The sequence below is a fragment of the Rhodococcus globerulus NBRC 14531 genome, assembly GCF_001894805.1.
Lineage (GTDB): Bacteria > Actinomycetota > Actinomycetes > Mycobacteriales > Mycobacteriaceae > Rhodococcus_F > Rhodococcus_F globerula.
In genome coordinates, this window is sequence record NZ_BCWX01000003.1 from 1,043,151 (window position 1) to 1,059,475 (window position 16,325).

General features: G+C 63.7%; 15 protein-coding genes. 11 read left to right on the forward strand and 4 right to left on the reverse strand.

The window, feature by feature from the left end:
* The first annotated feature begins 60 nt into the window (after positions 1-60).
* The 4 genes from RG2_RS20200 to RG2_RS20215 are packed head-to-tail and all read left to right on the forward strand — an operon-like array spanning position 61 to position 4,008.
* On the forward strand, positions 61-1,848 hold the full coding sequence (locus tag RG2_RS20200) for an ABC transporter family substrate-binding protein (RefSeq protein WP_033234465.1): 1,788 nt from the start codon (positions 61-63) through the stop codon (positions 1,846-1,848).
* Positions 1,845-2,726, forward strand: a complete 882-nt coding sequence (gene mshB, locus RG2_RS20205) for an N-acetyl-1-D-myo-inositol-2-amino-2-deoxy-alpha-D-glucopyranoside deacetylase (protein WP_033234464.1) — start codon at positions 1,845-1,847, stop codon at positions 2,724-2,726. The genes RG2_RS20200 and mshB overlap by 4 nt, the downstream gene beginning before the upstream one ends.
* On the forward strand, positions 2,723-3,148 hold the full coding sequence (locus RG2_RS20210; RefSeq protein ID WP_033234463.1) for a hypothetical protein: 426 nt from the start codon (positions 2,723-2,725) through the stop codon (positions 3,146-3,148). The genes mshB and RG2_RS20210 overlap by 4 nt, the downstream gene beginning before the upstream one ends.
* A gap of 14 nt (positions 3,149-3,162) precedes the next feature.
* A complete protein-coding gene (locus RG2_RS20215; RefSeq protein WP_033234462.1) occupies positions 3,163-4,008 on the forward strand; it encodes a uroporphyrinogen-III synthase in 846 nt (281 codons plus the stop codon).
* Here the strand turns inward: RG2_RS20215 and RG2_RS20220 are convergent.
* Both RG2_RS20220 and RG2_RS20225 read right to left on the reverse strand, forming a co-directional pair.
* The gene (locus RG2_RS20220) at positions 3,968-5,515 is read right to left on the reverse strand and encodes a PH domain-containing protein (RefSeq protein ID WP_033234461.1); all 1,548 of its coding nucleotides are present in this window, start codon (positions 5,513-5,515) and stop codon (positions 3,968-3,970) included. The two genes, RG2_RS20215 and RG2_RS20220, sit on opposite strands and share 41 nt — an antisense overlap.
* Positions 5,512-6,015 (reverse strand): PH domain-containing protein, encoded by a 504-nt coding sequence (locus RG2_RS20225; RefSeq protein ID WP_033234460.1) that lies wholly within the window; start codon positions 6,013-6,015, stop codon positions 5,512-5,514. The genes RG2_RS20220 and RG2_RS20225 overlap by 4 nt, the downstream gene beginning before the upstream one ends.
* An 81-nt stretch (positions 6,016-6,096) precedes the next feature.
* Here RG2_RS20225 and RG2_RS20230 point away from each other — a divergent pair, with 81 nt between their 5' ends.
* The 5 genes from RG2_RS20230 to dapC all read left to right on the forward strand — a co-directional run bounded on the left by RG2_RS20230 (position 6,097) and on the right by dapC (position 11,189).
* Positions 6,097-6,285, forward strand: coding sequence for an Rv3202a family protein (locus RG2_RS20230; protein WP_033234459.1), 189 nt, complete (start codon positions 6,097-6,099; stop codon positions 6,283-6,285).
* Between the two features lie 95 nt (positions 6,286-6,380).
* Entirely contained in the window at positions 6,381-8,933 is a 2,553-nt protein-coding gene (locus RG2_RS20235) for a bifunctional FO biosynthesis protein CofGH (protein WP_033234458.1), read from the forward strand.
* Positions 8,933-9,691 carry a hypothetical protein gene (locus tag RG2_RS20240; RefSeq protein WP_033234457.1) on the forward strand — a complete coding sequence of 253 codons (759 nt, stop codon included), beginning with the start codon at positions 8,933-8,935 and terminating at the stop codon, positions 9,689-9,691. The genes RG2_RS20235 and RG2_RS20240 overlap by 1 nt, the downstream gene beginning before the upstream one ends.
* A 59-nt stretch (positions 9,692-9,750) precedes the next feature.
* Entirely contained in the window at positions 9,751-10,074 is a 324-nt protein-coding gene (gene fdxA, locus RG2_RS20245) for a ferredoxin (protein ID WP_033234456.1), read from the forward strand.
* A 5-nt stretch (positions 10,075-10,079) separates the two neighbouring features.
* Positions 10,080-11,189, forward strand: a complete 1,110-nt coding sequence (gene dapC, locus RG2_RS20250) for a succinyldiaminopimelate transaminase (RefSeq protein ID WP_033234455.1) — start codon at positions 10,080-10,082, stop codon at positions 11,187-11,189.
* Here dapC and RG2_RS20255 read toward each other — a convergent pair.
* Together RG2_RS20255 and RG2_RS20260 are read right to left on the reverse strand one after the other, a co-directional pair.
* Positions 11,186-12,838: a thiamine pyrophosphate-binding protein gene (locus RG2_RS20255; protein ID WP_116102074.1), complete on the reverse strand. Its 1,653-nt coding sequence runs from the start codon at positions 12,836-12,838 to the stop codon at positions 11,186-11,188. The genes dapC and RG2_RS20255 overlap by 4 nt on opposite strands.
* On the reverse strand, positions 12,835-13,611 hold the full coding sequence (locus tag RG2_RS20260; protein ID WP_033234604.1) for a cyclase family protein: 777 nt from the start codon (positions 13,609-13,611) through the stop codon (positions 12,835-12,837). The genes RG2_RS20255 and RG2_RS20260 overlap by 4 nt, the downstream gene beginning before the upstream one ends.
* A 102-nt stretch (positions 13,612-13,713) precedes the next feature.
* On the opposite strand from RG2_RS20260, the gene pruA reads away from it, so the two are divergent.
* Positions 13,714-15,348: an L-glutamate gamma-semialdehyde dehydrogenase gene (gene pruA, locus RG2_RS20265; protein ID WP_033234454.1), complete on the forward strand. Its 1,635-nt coding sequence runs from the start codon at positions 13,714-13,716 to the stop codon at positions 15,346-15,348.
* A complete protein-coding gene (locus RG2_RS20270; protein ID WP_033234453.1) occupies positions 15,345-16,286 on the forward strand; it encodes a proline dehydrogenase family protein in 942 nt (313 codons plus the stop codon). The genes pruA and RG2_RS20270 overlap by 4 nt, the downstream gene beginning before the upstream one ends.
* The last annotated feature ends 39 nt before the right edge of the window (positions 16,287-16,325 follow it).

A 16,325-nucleotide genomic window follows, 5' to 3' on the forward strand; every position in this document is an offset into this window, starting at 1 on the left:
GTGTTGGTTGGGAAACCGTGGACTCAGGCTGCGCGTGCCTGAAAACGGAAGGATATCTCTGTGGTTGCTGGACGTCGGTACCTGGCGTTGGCCGTGGCGGTGACAGCGTTGTCTCTGACGGCGTGCACTGCTGATCCACCGCCGCCTGTCGAGAGCACCGAGACGGTCAAGCCGACTACGACGCCCGTCACGCCGGCAATGCGGGTGGTGTCGGTGGCTATCGACCAGGTGGGTGACGGATTCAATCCCCACCTCCTCGCCGATTTGTCCCCGGTGAACTCTGCCGTCGGTAACTTGGTGTTGCCCAGCGTATTTCGTCCGATCAGCTCGCCTGTGCAGCCCGGCCAGGCCGAGTGGGTCCTCGACGACTCGTTGGCCGTTTCCGCGGAAGTTGTCTCGGAGGCGCCGTTCACGATTCGCTATCAGCTCCGCAACGAAGCGCAGTGGTCCGACGGCGCACCGATCGCCGCCGAGGATTTCCGCTACCTGTGGCAGCAGATGATTTCGGTTCCCGGTGTTGTGAACCCGGCCGGGTACCAGTTGATTTCGGACGTCACCTCGTCCGGTGGAGGCAAGACCGTGAACGTCGTGATGCGCGCGGCGTATCCGGCGTGGCGTGAACTCTTCACGGATCTTCTTCCGTCCCACCTTGTGAAGGACACCCCCGGCGGTTTCAGTACCGGTTTGAGTGAGGGAATTCCGGTGTCGGGGGCGCACTTCCACGTGCGCTCCGTCGACCGTGGCCGAGACGAGATCATCCTCGAACGCAACGACAGGTTCTGGGGAGAGCCGTCGGACCCGGATCAGATCGTGATGCGCCGGGCCGGGTCGGCTGCGCAGTTGGCCGAAGCGATGCGCACCGACGATTCGCAGATCGCGCAGATTCATGCGGGTAGTGCTACCGACATTCAGCTGTCGGCGGTTCCGGGAGTGAGCACGGCCTTTACGTTTGTGCCGCGCACCCTCGACATGACGGTCAACGGACGCAGTGCCATGTTTGCCGATGTCCGGGTCCGCAAAGCTGTTCTGGGACTTCTGGATTCCGATCTTCTGGCAGTAGTGGCCGCGGGCAGTGAATCTGCTGCGGTTCCGGCAAAAGCGCAGATCCTCTCGCCGTCCGATCCCGGCTACGTACCGACGGCGCCGCCCAAGCAGAGTCGTGAGCGTTCGATGGAGCAATTGGTGGAATCCGGCTACGTCGTCGTGCCGCCGGCGGGACCGGTAGTGGTCGGGGGAACAAACGGAAGCGTCGTCCGTGACGGCAAGCCGCTCGAACTGACGCTCGGGGCGCCGGAGAACGACGACATCGCGATCGCGGTGGCCAACACCGCTGCCGATGAACTGCGGGACGCAGGAATTGCAGCCACCGTGAAATCCCTTCCGGCAGAAGAGCTGTACGGTAAGGAGCTCACGACGGGGAGCGTAGACATGGTGGTCGGCTGGATCCGCGCCGGCGTCGACCCTGCCACGTCGTTGGCGTCTCGGTTCAGTTGCCCCCTGACTCCCACCGTGCCGGTAACCACTACCGAGACTCCGGAGTCGACGTCTACCGCGCCGACGCCGACTACGGCCCGCGAGTCCGATTCGGAAGCGCCGAGCAATATTTCAGGACTGTGCGACCCTTCGCTGCAGCCGCGGATCGACGAAGCTCTCAGCGGGATCGGTGATTTCGGGGCGCTGATCGCCGACGCCGAGCCCAAGTTGTGGGATCTCGCGGCGGTTCTGCCCATCGTGCAGGACCGCACGTTGGCCGCACTCGGAACCGGCGTCGAAGGTGTCACCCTGACCAGTCCGGTTCAGGTTGGAATATTCGGTGACGCAACCAACTGGGTGAGGGTGAAGGAATGACCGTCGTAAAGAAGAGACTGCTGCTGGTTCACGCGCATCCCGACGACGAAACGATCACCACCGGCGGCACCATCGCCAGGTACGTCGACGAAGGTGCCGAGGTGACCGTCCTGACCTGCACGTTGGGTGAGGAAGGGGAGGTAATCGGTGATCGGTGGGCCGGACTGGTTGCCGACGCCGCTGATCAACTCGGCGGCTACCGGATTGCGGAGCTGACCACGGCGTTGTCCCGTCTCGGTGTGAGTGAACCCCGATTCCTGCTGGGAGCCGGTCACTTTCGTGATTCCGGAATGGCCGGGACGCCGTCAGCTGCCAATCCGCGGGCATTCGTCAACGCCGATCTCGACGTTGCGGTTCGCGCCGTGGTCGAGGTGATCCGGGAACTGCGCCCACATGTGGTGATCACGTACGACACCAACGGCGGGTACGGCCATCCCGATCACATTCAAGCCAATGCCATCACAACCGCTGCCGTTGCCGCGGCCGGAACATCGGTCTATCCCGAGGCCGGCGAGCCGTGGAGCCCTCAGAAGTTCTACTGGACCGTCACCGAACGTAGCTCTCTGGAGCGGGCAATCGCGTCGATCGCGCAGGTGCCGGCGCAGTGGCGGCTACCTGAGCCCGGTGAGCTTCCCTGTGTGGTCGACGCGGACGTCACGACGGCGATCGATGTGAGCGCCGTTCTCGAGTCCAAGGCCGGCGCGCTGTCCGCGCACGCCACGCAGGTGACTGTCGCGCCGAGCCGCACCGAGTTCGCGTTGTCCAACAACGTCGTACAGCCCATCGTGCCGGTCGAGCATTTTGTGCTTGTCCGCGGCGAGTTGGGTCCGGTGGACGCAGACGGCCGTGAGGGCGACCTCTTCGGTGGGATCTCATGACCAGTGCTTCACCGGACGCAGTCGAAACACCCGACGGTAGATTTGCGTTTCTCGACCCGGTCATCCTCGGCGTCTTGATCTTCGACGGATTTCTGTGCGCCGTACTGTCGGTGATTTTTCTCCCGAGCTACCTCGGCACCACACCGTTTCCGGTCAGCATCCTGGTGGCAGCCGTGTTCAACCTCGGGTTGGTCATCGCGGCGCGGACAGTGACGACAACCGGTAAGGCAGCGCTTCCGCTGGCCGGTTGGATCGCCGGATTCCTTTTCTGCATGGTTGGCGGGCCAGGCGGCGACGTTCTGGTGTTGTCGTCGCCGCTCACTTTCCTGCTGCTTGTCGGCGCGCTGGCACCGGCGATCGTCTTTTTGTTTCGAGTGGCAAGCAAGGCTCTCGCGTCTATCGATACTTCGAAGCGTTCATAAGGGACACTTGCAGTGTGGCTGAACTAGATCTTGCGGGCGTCACGATCGCCCTGACCGCGGAGCGTCGTTCGGAAGAATTTGCGACGCTCCTCGAACGGCGAGGTGCGGAGACGGTCCGGACCCCGGTGATTCATGTGCTTCCTCTGGTCGACGACGCTGATCTGCGAGTTCAGACCGAGGCATTGATTGCGGATCCGCCGGAACTCGTGGTGATCAGCACGGGAATCGGGTTCCGCGGTTGGCTGGAGGCGGTGGAGTCGTGGGATCTGACGGAGCAGTTTCTCGGCGCGCTGAACCGGACTCGCATCGTGGCTCGCGGTCCGAAGGCGATGGGGGCGATCCGCGGCGCGGGCTTGCGTGAGGAATGGTCGCCGTCGGGGGAGTCGTCCGAGGAAGTGCTGACGCACTTGGCCGGCGAGGGCGTCGACGGTGTTCGCGTGGCCGTTCAACTGCACGGGATCATCACCGAATGGGAACCGCTGACCGATCTGAGTGCGTCGTTGACCGACATCGGCGCGGTGGTCACGGCAGTCTCGGTCTACCGGTGGATTCGGCCGCCGGATCAGTCGCAGGTGCGGGCACTGGTCTCCGCTGTGCGTTCGGGCAGTATCGACGCGCTCACTTTCACCAGCGCCCCGGCAGTGTCGTCCATGCTCAGCACGGCCAAGGAGATGGGGGAGTTGGAACGCTTCGTCGCGGCGATGCGAGACAACGTGCCAACCTATTGCGTCGGCCCGGTGACGGCCGCACCGTTGGAACTTCTGGGCGTGCCCACCATCCAACCGGAACGCTCGCGCCTCGGTGCGTTGGCGCGGTTGATCATCGAGGATTTGCCCAGACGTCGCGCGCTCCGGGCGTGACGGCTTCGATCAGACCCCACGCATTCTCGGCGGGCAGGTCGATCACGTCGTAGCCGCCGGTGCCTGCCGGGGTTGCGGCGATGACGGTGGCAACTCCGGCGCGTCGCTGGAAGAACGTTTCACGGACCGTCCAGCCGATCACGCCGTCGGCTTCGAGGCTGTGCCGTTTGCGGTCGAGGGAGCCGCTGCGGGTGATGAGCCAGCCGGGTAGTACCGCGTGGCCGAGTCCGTTGTACCGGTCGAAGGCAAGCCCCGCTCCGCCCACAGCGAGCACGACGACGGCGACCCAGACATAGGTGGGCACGTGAACTCCGAAGATCAGGCAGCCCACTGCCGCGACCGCAACGGCCACAGCAGGGAACAGGGCTCGGGTGTATCGGCGGCGGCGGGCCGCCCCACCGTGGGGAATGAGCGGAACGGACGCCTGCCGGCTGTCGCCGATGACCGTTGCCATGACGCGTTCCGCTTCGGCCCGTGGGCCTTGCGGCAGCAGGAGCGAGGATTCTTTTTTCTCCGCACTCACTCCCGTCATGATCGCGTCCAGGCGCGCACCGCCTGCAAGTCGAAGCAGGAGAGGTTCTTTGAGCGTCGTACCGCGCAGCCGGGCCCGGTCCAACGTTGTCGCCCTGGTCTTGAGCAGCCCGTGGCTGACGTGCAGGATGCGACCGTTGTCGGTGAGCGTCATGTCGCCGAACGCGATCAGATACTGAATGCACGCAAAGGCGCTGGAGAGGATGAGCAGTGCCACCAGCAGAACAATGACCAGCACGGTGATGCCGAGGCCTTCGAGCGATTCGACGCCTCCGGTGACCGCGGACGACTTCGCGATCGCAGAGCCGATTCCGTATTGGAACGCGATGCCGACGATTGCCGCGATGATCGCGATGCCGGTGAAAGAGAAGGGCGCAAACCGAACCCAGCTCACGTGCCAGTGCCCGATTTCGACGTCCGCAGACACCGGCGCGGTCGGTGTATCGGGTGTGGGCGTGCCCCGAGACTCGCTCAGCAAGGCTGCGCGTAGATCCGGAACCAGCGCACTCGAGAGTGCGTTGAGCTCGAATTTGTTGGAATCATGGCCGTTTCCGGCACGCTGCCCCGTGCCGATTCGCACGATCGACAGCCCCAGCACGCGGTGCAGGACTCCGGCTTCGACGTCGACGGACCGGATGCGACTGCGCGGCACCGAGAGCAGCTTCTTCTGGAAGACGCCGGTGCGCAGCTGAACGTGGACGGGGCCGATGCGATAGGTGGTGGTGAAATACCGCAGGAGGCCGTAGATCACGAGCAGCGTTACAACACCGAATCCCCAGTAGTGGTTGCCGCTCTGGCTGCCGAGAACAAAGGAAATCAGCAGGACCGGAAGCAGTTTGACCACTTCGTTGATCGGATGGACCAGCAGCATCCGTCGGTCGAGGCGAAGCCACGGCTGTTCCTGCTCCGCGGCCTCGGCGGCTGCGGATTCTGCTTCGTCGGGAATGTCGATCATGAGTTTGTCGATTTCGTTCATGTCGCGTCGCTCGAATTGGTCCCGGCGATTGCAGTCAGTTGTGCAACTGTACGGTCGGCCACGTCCTGATCGAGGGCGGAGATCTTCACGGCACCTGCCGACGACGCCGTAGTCACGGTGACGGTAGCGAGCCCCAGCATCCGGTCGATGGGGCCACGTTCGGTGTCGACGGTCTGGACCCGCGAGATCGGGGCGATGCGTCGTTCCTGCGTGAACCAGCCGGTGCGGGTGTACACGGCGGTGTCGCTGATTTCCCAGCGATGCACCCGGTAACGCCACATCGGCACCATCAGAATGTGTACCGCTGCGCAGAACACGGTGACCGCACCTACTGCCCCCACCACCCAGGTCGGCAGGCCGGAGATCAGGATCGCGCAGACAATTTCGGCGACGATGACCGGCGCCCAGAAAAGCGCTGCGGTGATGGCCCACAATCTGGGTGCTTTGGTGCTCGGACGCCACAGCGGATCGGCCATGGTGATGGTGTTAGACGCGGTCATGGTGCTTACTTTGGTCGAGTTGAGGCGTTCTGTCGACAACCACCCTATGGTGGAGTGTGGCGACCATGAAGGGAGCACGTGATGACTGAACAGGATTCGGCATTCAGCTCGGAGGCACCGGAGTCCGATGCTCTGGAACAGGCAACACCGGTAGATCCGAATACTCCCGACGAACCTGACCTGACCGATATTCCGCTCGACGCGCCCGCGGCCGATGTTGTCGATCAGCGGCGTGAAGTTGCGATCGACGAGGAGTATCCACCTAGCTGAGTTCTGGTACTTCCGGCACCGAGTGGCAGTAGTCGTCGGGTATGGCGCATGATCGCTAGGTGAACCGAACTGGTGATGACTCCGTCAAACCCACGATGCTTCCGATGCCTGGACTGTCCGCGTCGGCAACTGGGACCGCGTCGCCTAGCCCATCAGCGATGCGACGCGTGCTGCGCCGCGCTCGCGACGGCGCGACGCTGAACGTGGACGAGGCAACGACGCTGCTGCAGGCCCGGGGAACCGACCTCGCGGACCTGTGCGCGTCGGCGGCCAAGGTTCGGGACGCGGGTTTGTTAGCCGCCGGCCGCCCGAATACGGTGACGTACTCGCGCAAGGTGTTCATTCCGCTGACCCACCTGTGCCAGGACAAGTGCCACTACTGCACGTTTGTCAAGGTCCCTGGCAAGTTGCGGGCCGAGGGACGCGGCATGTACCTCGAACCGGATGAGATCCTCGAGATTGCTCGTCAGGGCGCTGAATTAGGTTGCAAGGAAGCGCTGTTCACCTTGGGGGATCGTCCGGAAGCGCGCTGGCCGGAAGCAAAGCAGTGGCTCGACGAGCGTGGATACGATTCGACTCTGGACTACCTGCGGGCGATGTCGATTCGGGTGCTCGAGGAAACCGGACTTCTTCCGCACCTCAACCCCGGTGTGATGAGCTGGCAGGAACTTTCGCGCCTCAAGCCGGTGGCGCCGTCGATGGGCATGATGCTCGAGACCACCGCTACCAGGCTGTTCACGGACAAGGGTGAATGCCATTACGGCAGCCCGGACAAGGACCCGGCCGTCCGGTTGCGGACCCTGACCGATGCCGGTCGCCTGAACGTGCCGTTCACCACCGGCATTCTGGTCGGCATCGGCGAGAACTTTGCCGAGCGGGCCGAGTCGATCATGGCGATCCGTAAGTCGCAGAAGGCTTTCGGTCATATTCAGGAAGTCATCATCCAGAACTTCCTGGCCAAGCCCGATACCGCGATGCGAGACTCCCCGGACGCCTCGCTTGACGAGTTCCTGGCTGCGATCGCCGTGGCGCGTCTGCTGCTCGGTCCGTCGATGCGGATTCAGAGTCCGCCGAATCTGGTCTCGAACAGCGAGTGCCTTGCGCTTCTCGGCGCGGGCGTCGACGACTGGGGCGGGGTATCGCCCCTGACTCCGGATCACGTCAACCCCGAGCGTCCGTGGCCCAACCTCGAGACTCTGGCAGCGATCAGTGCGGAAGGCGGCTTCACGCTCACCGAACGCACCGCCGCTCAGCCCGCCTATGTTCTGGCCGGTGCTCCCTGGATCGACCCGCGGATCGCCGGTCACGTTCAGGCACTTGCCGATCCGAAGACCGGACTGGCCAAACTCGACACCAAGCCGGTGGGCCGGCCGTGGCAGGAACCGGACGAATCCTGGGAGACGAGCGGACGAGTCGACCTCAACACCGAGATCGACACCGACGGCCGCAACACCGAGACTCGCAGCGACCTGGGCAGTGCCTTCGGTGACTGGGAAACCGTGCGTGAGCAGGTTCTGGAATTGAGTGCTCCGGTTCGCGTCGACACGGATCTTCTTGCGGCACTGCGCAGTGCCGAGCGTGATCCTGCCGGGTGCTCCGACGACGAATACCTGGCGCTGGCCACCGCCGAGGGCCCAGGGCTGGAAGCCGTTGTGGCACTGGCAGATGCGCTCCGCAAGGATGCCATCGGCGAAGACGTCACCTACGTCGTGAACCGGAACATCAACTTCACCAACATCTGCTACACCGGCTGCCGATTCTGCGCATTTGCGCAGCGCAAGGGCGACGCCGACGCTTTCACGCTCTCGGCCGAGGAAGTAGCGGACCGGGCGTGGGAGGCGCACGTCGCCGGTGCCACCGAAGTCTGCATGCAGGGCGGAATCGACCCGGAACTGCCGGTCACCGGTTACGCGGATCTGGTGCGTGCGGTCAAGAAGCGCGTGCCGTCGATGCACGTCCACGCGTTCTCGCCGATGGAAATCGTCAACGGTGCTTCACGTAGTGGTGAGAGCATCCGCGACTGGCTCACGGCGCTGCGCGAAGCCGGTCTCGACACGATTCCCGGCACCGCGGCGGAGATCCTCGACGACGAGGTGCGCTGGATCCTGACCAAGGGCAAATTGCCTACGGCCGAGTGGATCGAAGTGGTCACCACGGCGCACGAAGTGGGCCTGCGATCGAGTTCGACCATGATGTACGGGCACGTCGATCAGCCGCACCACTGGGTCGGCCATCTCAACGTGCTACGTGGAATCCAAGACCGTACAGGCGGATTCACGGAGTTCGTGTTGCTGCCTTTCGTGCATCAGAGCGCCCCGCTGTATCTGGCGGGGGCGTCCCGTCCCGGCCCGACCATTCGCGACAACCGCGCGGCGCACGCGCTTGCCCGCATCATGCTGCACGGGCGGATCTCCAACATCCAGACCAGCTGGGTCAAACTGGGTATCACCGGAACGCAGATGATGCTCAACGGCGGCGCCAACGACCTCGGCGGAACCCTGATGGAAGAGACCATCTCCCGGATGGCCGGGTCCGAGCACGGCAGCGAGAAGACCGTCGCAGAACTGCGGGCGATCGCCGAAGGCATCGGTCGACCGGCTCGTGAGCGCACCACCACGCACGCGCGTCGTGACGGGGTGGCCGTCTGATGGCAGACATCCTGGGTGATCGCCGAGTAGTCGAGGTGCTCGATCGAGCGGTCTGGGGCATCAACCCGGTCCTCGACCTCGCGTACAGCGATCCGTTCGGCATCAAGCGTCGTAGTTTCGAGCCCACGGACCCCGAGCGCAGCGCGGCAGAGACAGTTCTCGACGCCGTTGCCTGGGTTCTGGACGTGATCAAGTTCCCCGGTACCGCGGCGTGGTCCGTCATGACGGATGAGCAGCGATCGAAATGGTGGACCACCCGACTTGGCGCCCTCAACACGGTCGCTGTGGCATTTCCCGGAATTTTCGGGGTTTTGCTCAACCGGTTTCCGATCCAGGACTTGCTGGCCTTTGCCAACCAGGCTGTTGTCCTGGTGGCCGTCGCCCGCGAGCACGGCGTGACGGAACGTGATCAGCAGGTTGACCTCCTGGCGTCCGTTCTCTGTCGCCGAGAAGTCAGCACTCGCGATCTGCTGGACGATGAGGACTTCACCGAAAAGGCTGTCACCAGTACGGATGGGACATGGCGACCATTCGCTCTGATCGGAACGCTTTGGCAAACCGCACAAACTTTTCGAGCAATCGGCGACGAACTGCATAAGCGTCCTCTGCGCACCAAGCCGTACGAGATCGTCGGGAAGATTCCGGTGATCGGCGTGGTCGCGGACTATTTCGGTGAGCGCGGCGCGCTTGTGCGGGCCGCGTCCGCGGGCGAGAAGTGGATCGCGATTCGGTCGCGGAACGCCACCACAGTAGGCTGAAATGTGTTAAGTCGCTTGCGCGCAGCAGGCGCACCTCTGGAAGGCAGGGAGAGAAGGCAGTGACCTACACGATTGCTGAACCGTGTGTAGATGTGATGGACAAGGCATGTATCGAAGAATGCCCCGTCGACTGCATCTACGAGGGTGGACGCATGCTCTACATCCACCCCGACGAATGTGTCGACTGCGGCGCGTGTGAACCTGTCTGCCCTGTCGAAGCGATCTTCTACGAAGACGACGTTCCGGAGCAGTGGAGCCCCTACATCAGCGCAAACGTCGATTTCTTCGACAACCTCGGCTCACCGGGTGGAGCCGCCAAGCTCGGCAAGGTCGACTACGACACGCCGTTCATCAAGGCGCTGCCTCCCATGGGTGAGGAATAGAGATCTTGTCTCGTACTCCGGTGGCCGCCGGGCTTCCCGATTTTCCCTGGGACTCCCTGGCGGATGTCACAGCCACGGCACACGCACATCCCGACGGCATCGTGAATCTGTCGGTGGGCACCCCGGTGGATCCGGTGGACCCGCTCATCCAGGAAGCTCTTGCATCCGTTGCGGAGATTCCGGGCTACCCGACCACCCACGGCACCCTCTCCCTGCGTGAGGCGATCGCCGAGTCACTCGATCGGCGATACAACATCCCCGATATCGATCCGGCGGCAGTGCTGCCCGCGATCGGTACCAAGGAAATGATCGCGTGGCTGCCGACCCTTCTGGGTCTGGGCGGCGACGATCTTGTGGTCATTCCGGAGTTGGCATACCCCACCTACGAGGTTGCCGCGAAGCTCGCCGGCGCTCGGATCTTGCGGGCCGACGGCTTGAACAAGCTCGGTCCCGAATCGGCGTCGCTGATCTTCGTGAACTCACCGTCCAACCCCACCGGCAAGGTTCTCGGTCTCGAGCACCTGCAGAAGGTGGTGGCGTGGGCACGTGAGCGCGGAGCCATCGTCGTATCCGACGAGTGCTACCTCGGCCTGACCTGGGAATCGGACGCACTGTCCATCCTCGATCCCCGCGTCAATGACGGTGACCTCACTGGTCTGCTGGCCGTGCATTCACTGTCGAAGACGTCGAATCTCGCGAGCTACCGCGCCGGTTTTGTCACCGGAGATCCGGCATTGGTCGCGGAACTTCTCGAGGTCCGCAAGCACGCTGGAATGATTCTGCCGCTGCCCATCCAGGCCGCGATGGAAGCCGCGCTCGGCGACGATCTGCACGAAAATGTGCAGCGTGAGCGTTACCGTGAGCGTCGGACCATCCTGCTCGACGCGGTGCGCAGTGCAGGATTCACCGTCGACAATTCCGAAGCCGGCCTGTACCTGTGGGCTACGCGGGGCGAGGCCTGCCGAGATACTGTTGCCTGGTTCGCGGAGCGAGGCATCCTGGTTGCACCGGGCGAGTTCTACGGCCCGACCGGCGGTCAGCACGTGCGGATCGCACTGACCGCCACGGACGAGCGGATTGCCGCTGCGGCAAAGCGGCTGACGACAAGCCTTTAGTGGCCCTTAAAGGCTTCGGCTAACCACCAGGATCCGCCGTCGCTGCTGATCTTGGCGTCGATGACAAGCGGGCCACTACGTGGCCCGCTTACCCATGTACGCACGGCGTCCAGGTCTCGGGCCGTGCGTACCGTGAGGCCGTCGGCGCCGTAACCGCGGGCAATGGCCGCGAGATCGGTGTCCGGGAAGGTCACGGTAGTGCGGTCAGTGTCTGGGTCGGTGAAATGATGGACTTCGGCCCCGTACACGCTGTCGTTGTAGACCACGATCAGCAGGGGAAGTTTCAGCCGCGCAACGGTTTCCAGCTCCGAAATGCCCATCAGGAAGCCGCCGTCGCCGAGGGCTGCAACGGGCAGACGATCCGGCTGCGCCAACGCGGTGCCGATAGCGGTGGCCAATCCCAATCCGATGGACTGGAAAGCCTGCGTGAAACAGAAACCGAAGTGATCCGGCACCGACAGGTAGGCGCTGGGGTATCCCATGAAGTTCCCCGAATCCACGGACACCGTGCGCTCCGTGGGGAGGATGCTGTCGAGTTCGAGTGAGAGCAACCGGGGATCTATCGAGTGCTCGGTGCTGAGATCCTCGAACGGAACCTGACTCCACTTCGATTCCGTCGCAATCGAATCCCGAACCGCATCGGTGCGGTAGCCGACCCGGACGGGTGCCTTGTCGAGTGCGTCCAAGGCGTCGGTGGCCGTGGCCGCGCTGTCGCCGACAATGCCGAGGTGGATCGGCCGGTGGGCACCCAGTGCGGCGGAGTCGAGATCGATTTGAACAACCGTCGTGTCTTTGCCGATCAGATGTCCCTGGCGCATGGTCCACATGTTGAGCGCGCATCCCCATCCGACAACAAGGTCGGCGCCGGCGATGAGTTCCGCGGATCGAGGGGACGAGAACCCGCCGGAGATGCCGAGGGAGAAAGGATCCGAGTGGAACAAGCCGTTAGCAACGGCAGATGTCGCAACCAACGCGCCGGTGTGGCGGGCAAGTTCCGCGATCTCAGGTCCGGCGTCACGAGCACCGCGTCCGGCCACGAAAACGGGGCGGTCGGCGGCGGCAAGTAGTTCGAGGAACTTTTCGAGCGCGATCCCATCCGGCCGAATATGTTGGAGTGCAGGCGCATTGGGTGGCGTGTTTGCACTGGCCGCGATCTGGCTTTGCACATCGAGCGGAAGATTCAGTACGACGGTGCGGCGCTCGCGCCAGGCAGTATTGAACGCTCGAACGGTATCCGCGACAGCAGAATCCGCGCTGTGTACCCGCTCGGCCACTGCGCCCACGCTCCGAGCGAGACCGTCCTGGTCGATCTTGAAGTTGGATTGCACTGCCGCGCCGGCGGTATCGGCGGTCAGCACGATGAGCGGGGTGCGACTCTTGGCGGCTTCGGTGATGCCGGTCAGAGCATTGGTCAAACCACATCCCTGATGGGTGGTGACCACGGCGACCGTTCCGGACATGCGCGCGTAGGCATCGGCCATGGTGGCAGCGCCGCCCTCGTGCCGGGCGGCGACAAACGGAACTCCGTGCCGCCGTAGCGCATTGGTGACGGTGAAGTTTCCGCTGCCGACTACCCCGAACGCATACCCGACGCCCAACTCTGCGAGGGTGCGTCCGACCAGGTCGGCAACGGTATTCACGAGCGTCACGAGCGCTCGACCAATGCAAAGACCCGGGCCGGACTGCCGGTTCCCCCGACGATCGGCAGGGGTGAGACCACGAGTACAGCGCCGAGTGTCGGCAGCTTGTCGACATTCAGCAACTGGGTGAGTCCGTATTTGTTGTTGCCCAACAGGTAGTAGTGCGCCGGAAACATCGGCTCGAAACCGCCTGCGGCGCCGGCATCGATTCCCACCGTCTCCACTCCGAAACCGCTGATCGGACTCGATTCGGCCAGCCACTTCGCTGCCGCTGCCGAGATACCCGGGGTGTGCGGGCCGTCGGCGTCGGCGTTGGCAAAGCGCTCCGGGTCGCCCACCCGCGAACCCCATCCGGTGCGCAGGATCAGCCACGCGCCCTCGGGAAGGGGCCCGTTCTCTGATTCCCAGGCTTCGATGTGCTCGGGTTCGAGCACGAAGTCCGCGTTCTTCTCGACCTCGGCGGTGACGTCGATGACGGCGATGGGGCCGATCAACCGGTTCGGCGGGATCTGATCGACGCTCAGCCCGTCGCGGCCGCTCACCCAGTGCGTCGGTGCATCGAGGTGGGTTCCGGTGTGCTCACCGGTGTGCAGATTGTTCCAGCTCCACATCGGACCGGCGTCGTCGAAATTGCTGACGGGTTCGAGGCTGGCGGGGATGGTGTTGGCAAACGGCTCGGGCAGCGACAGGACCGGGGTGGTGGAACTCAAGGGGGCGGTGAGGTCGACGATCTGGATGGACTGTGAACCGATTTTTGTGAGCAGGTCGTTCAGTGTGGTCATGAGCCATCCTTCGATTCGAGCGCTGCGGGTGTATTCGCACACTATCGAGGGCATTCCAGGGGAGATACTGAAGGTAGGCGTTTTTCGGTTACGGAGGGCGATATGGACGGCGTTACCGCAGTTCCGATTCCGGCCAACGAGCCGGTTCATTCCTATGCGCCCGGTAGCCCCGAGCGGAAAAGGCTCCGATCGGCTTTGCGGACTGTGTCCGACGAGCACCTCGAGATTCCGCATGTGATCGGTGGAGTGGAGGTGCGCGGCTCGGGTGCGTCGGTTGATGTTGTCGAACCGCACCGCCGCGCCCACGTCCTCGGCACGTTTCACAACGGCACCGGTGACGACGCTGCCCGGGCGATCGAGGCCGCGTCCGCAGCAGCACCGGGTTGGCGCGAACTGTCGTTCGACGACCGAGCTGCCGTGCTTTTGAGAGCTGCCGACCTTCTGTCCGGGCCCTGGCGCGAGCGGATCGCGGCGGCAACGATGTTGGGTCAGTCGAAGTCGGTGCAGCAGGCCGAGATTGACGCGCCTTGCGAGTTGGTGGACTTCTGGCGATTCAACGTGCACTTCGCGCGTCAGATCCTGGAGGAACAGCCGCAGTCGTCGCCGGGCGTCTGGAATCGGATGGACTACCGGCCGCTCGAGGGGTTTGTCTACGCAGTCACGCCGTTCAATTTCACCGCGATTGCCGGCAATCTTCCGACCGCCCCGGCGCTGATGGGCAACACCGTTCTCTGGAAGCCGTCACCAACTCAGAGCGTGGCGGCGTATCTGACGCTGCAACTGCTCGAAGAAGCGGGTCTGCCTCCTGGCGTGATCAACCTGGTGACCGGCGACGGCCCGGACATTTCCGCAGTGGCACTGCAGGATCGACGTCTCGCGGGAATTCACTTCACAGGTTCGACCCGAACATTCAAGTCACTGTGGGCGCAGGTAGGTGCGAACATCGACAAATATGCAGGTTATCCGCGTCTGGTCGGCGAGACCGGCGGCAAGGACTTTGTTGTCGCGCATTCCTCGGCGGACCCGGAGATCCTCACGACTGCGCTGATCCGAGGTGCCTACGAATACCAAGGTCAGAAGTGTTCGGCGGCTTCACGCGCCTACATTCCCAGAAGTCTGTGGACATCGATGCGGGACGGCTTTCTCGGGCAGGTCGACGCAATCAGTTACGGCGACGTCAACGATCTCGAGAACTTCGGCGGCGCCGTCATCGACCGTCGGGCGTTCGACAAGAGTGCGGCGGCAATCGAACGGGCGGGGGCCACCCCCGGTATCACGATCGCGGTCGGCGGCAAGTCCGACGACAGCGTCGGATACTTCGTGCGGCCGACGGTCCTGCTGGTGGACGATCCACGTGACCAGGCCATGACCGACGAGTATTTCGGTCCGATCCTCTCGATTCACGTCTACGACGACGATTCCTTTGCCCAGATCCTGGAAGAGGTGGATGCTGCGACGCCATACGCGTTGACGGGATCGATTTTTGCCGCCGATCGAGCGGCAGTAGCTCAGGCAACCGCCGCACTGCGATTCACGGCCGGCAATTTCTACGTCAACGACAAGCCGAGCGGAGCGGTAGTGGGGCAACAACCTTTTGGTGGCGCCCGCGGATCCGGCACCAACGACAAGGCGGGTTCGCCCATCAACCTGTTGCGCTGGGTGTCGGCCCGTACGGTCAAGGAAACCTTTGTCGCTCCGACGGACTACCGATATCCGCACCAGGGGAACGAGACGTGAAACCGTCTGCTGTGCTTACCAATTCGCTACGCCCGGTCATCCTGGCGGTCGCTCGTTCTCCTCGATGCGAGCATGCGATTACCCGGGCGCCGCTCAGCCGTCAAGTGGTGAACCGGTTTGTCGCCGGCCGCGAGCGCAGCGACGCGATAGCGGTGGTGAGCCGATTACTCGACGACGGCCGGTACGTCTCCGTCGACTTCTTGGGAGAGAACGTCACGGACGCAGGGTCGGCGCGGGCAACCGTGCACGAATACCTGTCGCTGATCGAGGAATTGGGGAAGTTTTCCGGCACGCTTGCTCCGGTACCGCGGGTCGAGGTGTCGGTGAAACTGTCGTCGTTGGGCGCAGAGTTGAATACCGATGTAGCCGCCGAAAACGCTCGAACTATTTGCGCGGCAGCTCAGTCCGCCGGAGTGTGGGTGACCGTGGACGCGGAGGACCACACCACCACCGATGCGACGCTCGCGACCGTGCGATCGTTGCGCGCCGATTTCCCGTGGCTGGGCACTGTCCTGCAGGCCTACCTGCGGCGCACCGAATCGGATTGCCTCGCTTTCGATGATGCGCGGATCCGGCTGTGCAAGGGTGCGTACAACGAGCCCGAGGCGGTGGCCTATATCCGGCGCGAGGATGTGACGGCGTCGTACCTGCGGTGTCTCGATATCCTGTGCCGGGGAACGGGATACCCGATGGTGGCGTCGCATGATCCGGTGGTGATCGCGGCGGCGGCCCGGATGTTTCGTGGTGTCGAGCGATTCGAGTACCAGATGTTGTTCGGTATCCGGGAACCCGAGCAAGCACGGCTGGTTGCCGAGGGGCAGCACGTCCGGACATATGTTCCGTACGGCTCCGCGTGGTACCCGTATTTCATGCGCAGGCTCGCGGAACGGCCGGCGAATCTTGCGTTCTTCCTGCGCTCGGTCGTGGCCAGACAGTGATGCTGCGACGCAGTGGGATTTCTGCGTTGTGAGATGCTG

Bases quoted from the DNA above. Each gene is read 5' to 3' on its own strand.
- mshB (WP_033234464.1), top strand. From the start codon at position 1,845: ATGACCGTCGTAAAGAAGAGACTGCTGCTGGTTCACGCGCATCCCGAC.
- RG2_RS20210 (WP_033234463.1), top strand. From the start codon at position 2,723: ATGACCAGTGCTTCACCGGACGCAGTCGAAACACCCGACGGTAGATTT.
- RG2_RS20220 (WP_033234461.1), bottom strand. From the start codon at position 5,515: ATGAACGAAATCGACAAACTCATGATCGACATTCCCGACGAAGCAGAA.
- RG2_RS20225 (WP_033234460.1), bottom strand. From the start codon at position 6,015: ATGACCGCGTCTAACACCATCACCATGGCCGATCCGCTGTGGCGTCCG.
- RG2_RS20230 (WP_033234459.1), top strand. From the start codon at position 6,097: ATGACTGAACAGGATTCGGCATTCAGCTCGGAGGCACCGGAGTCCGAT.
- RG2_RS20235 (WP_033234458.1), top strand. From the start codon at position 6,381: ATGCTTCCGATGCCTGGACTGTCCGCGTCGGCAACTGGGACCGCGTCG.
- RG2_RS20240 (WP_033234457.1), top strand. From the start codon at position 8,933: ATGGCAGACATCCTGGGTGATCGCCGAGTAGTCGAGGTGCTCGATCGA.
- RG2_RS20260 (WP_033234604.1), bottom strand. From the start codon at position 13,611: ATGACCACACTGAACGACCTGCTCACAAAAATCGGTTCACAGTCCATC.
- pruA (WP_033234454.1), top strand. From the start codon at position 13,714: ATGGACGGCGTTACCGCAGTTCCGATTCCGGCCAACGAGCCGGTTCAT.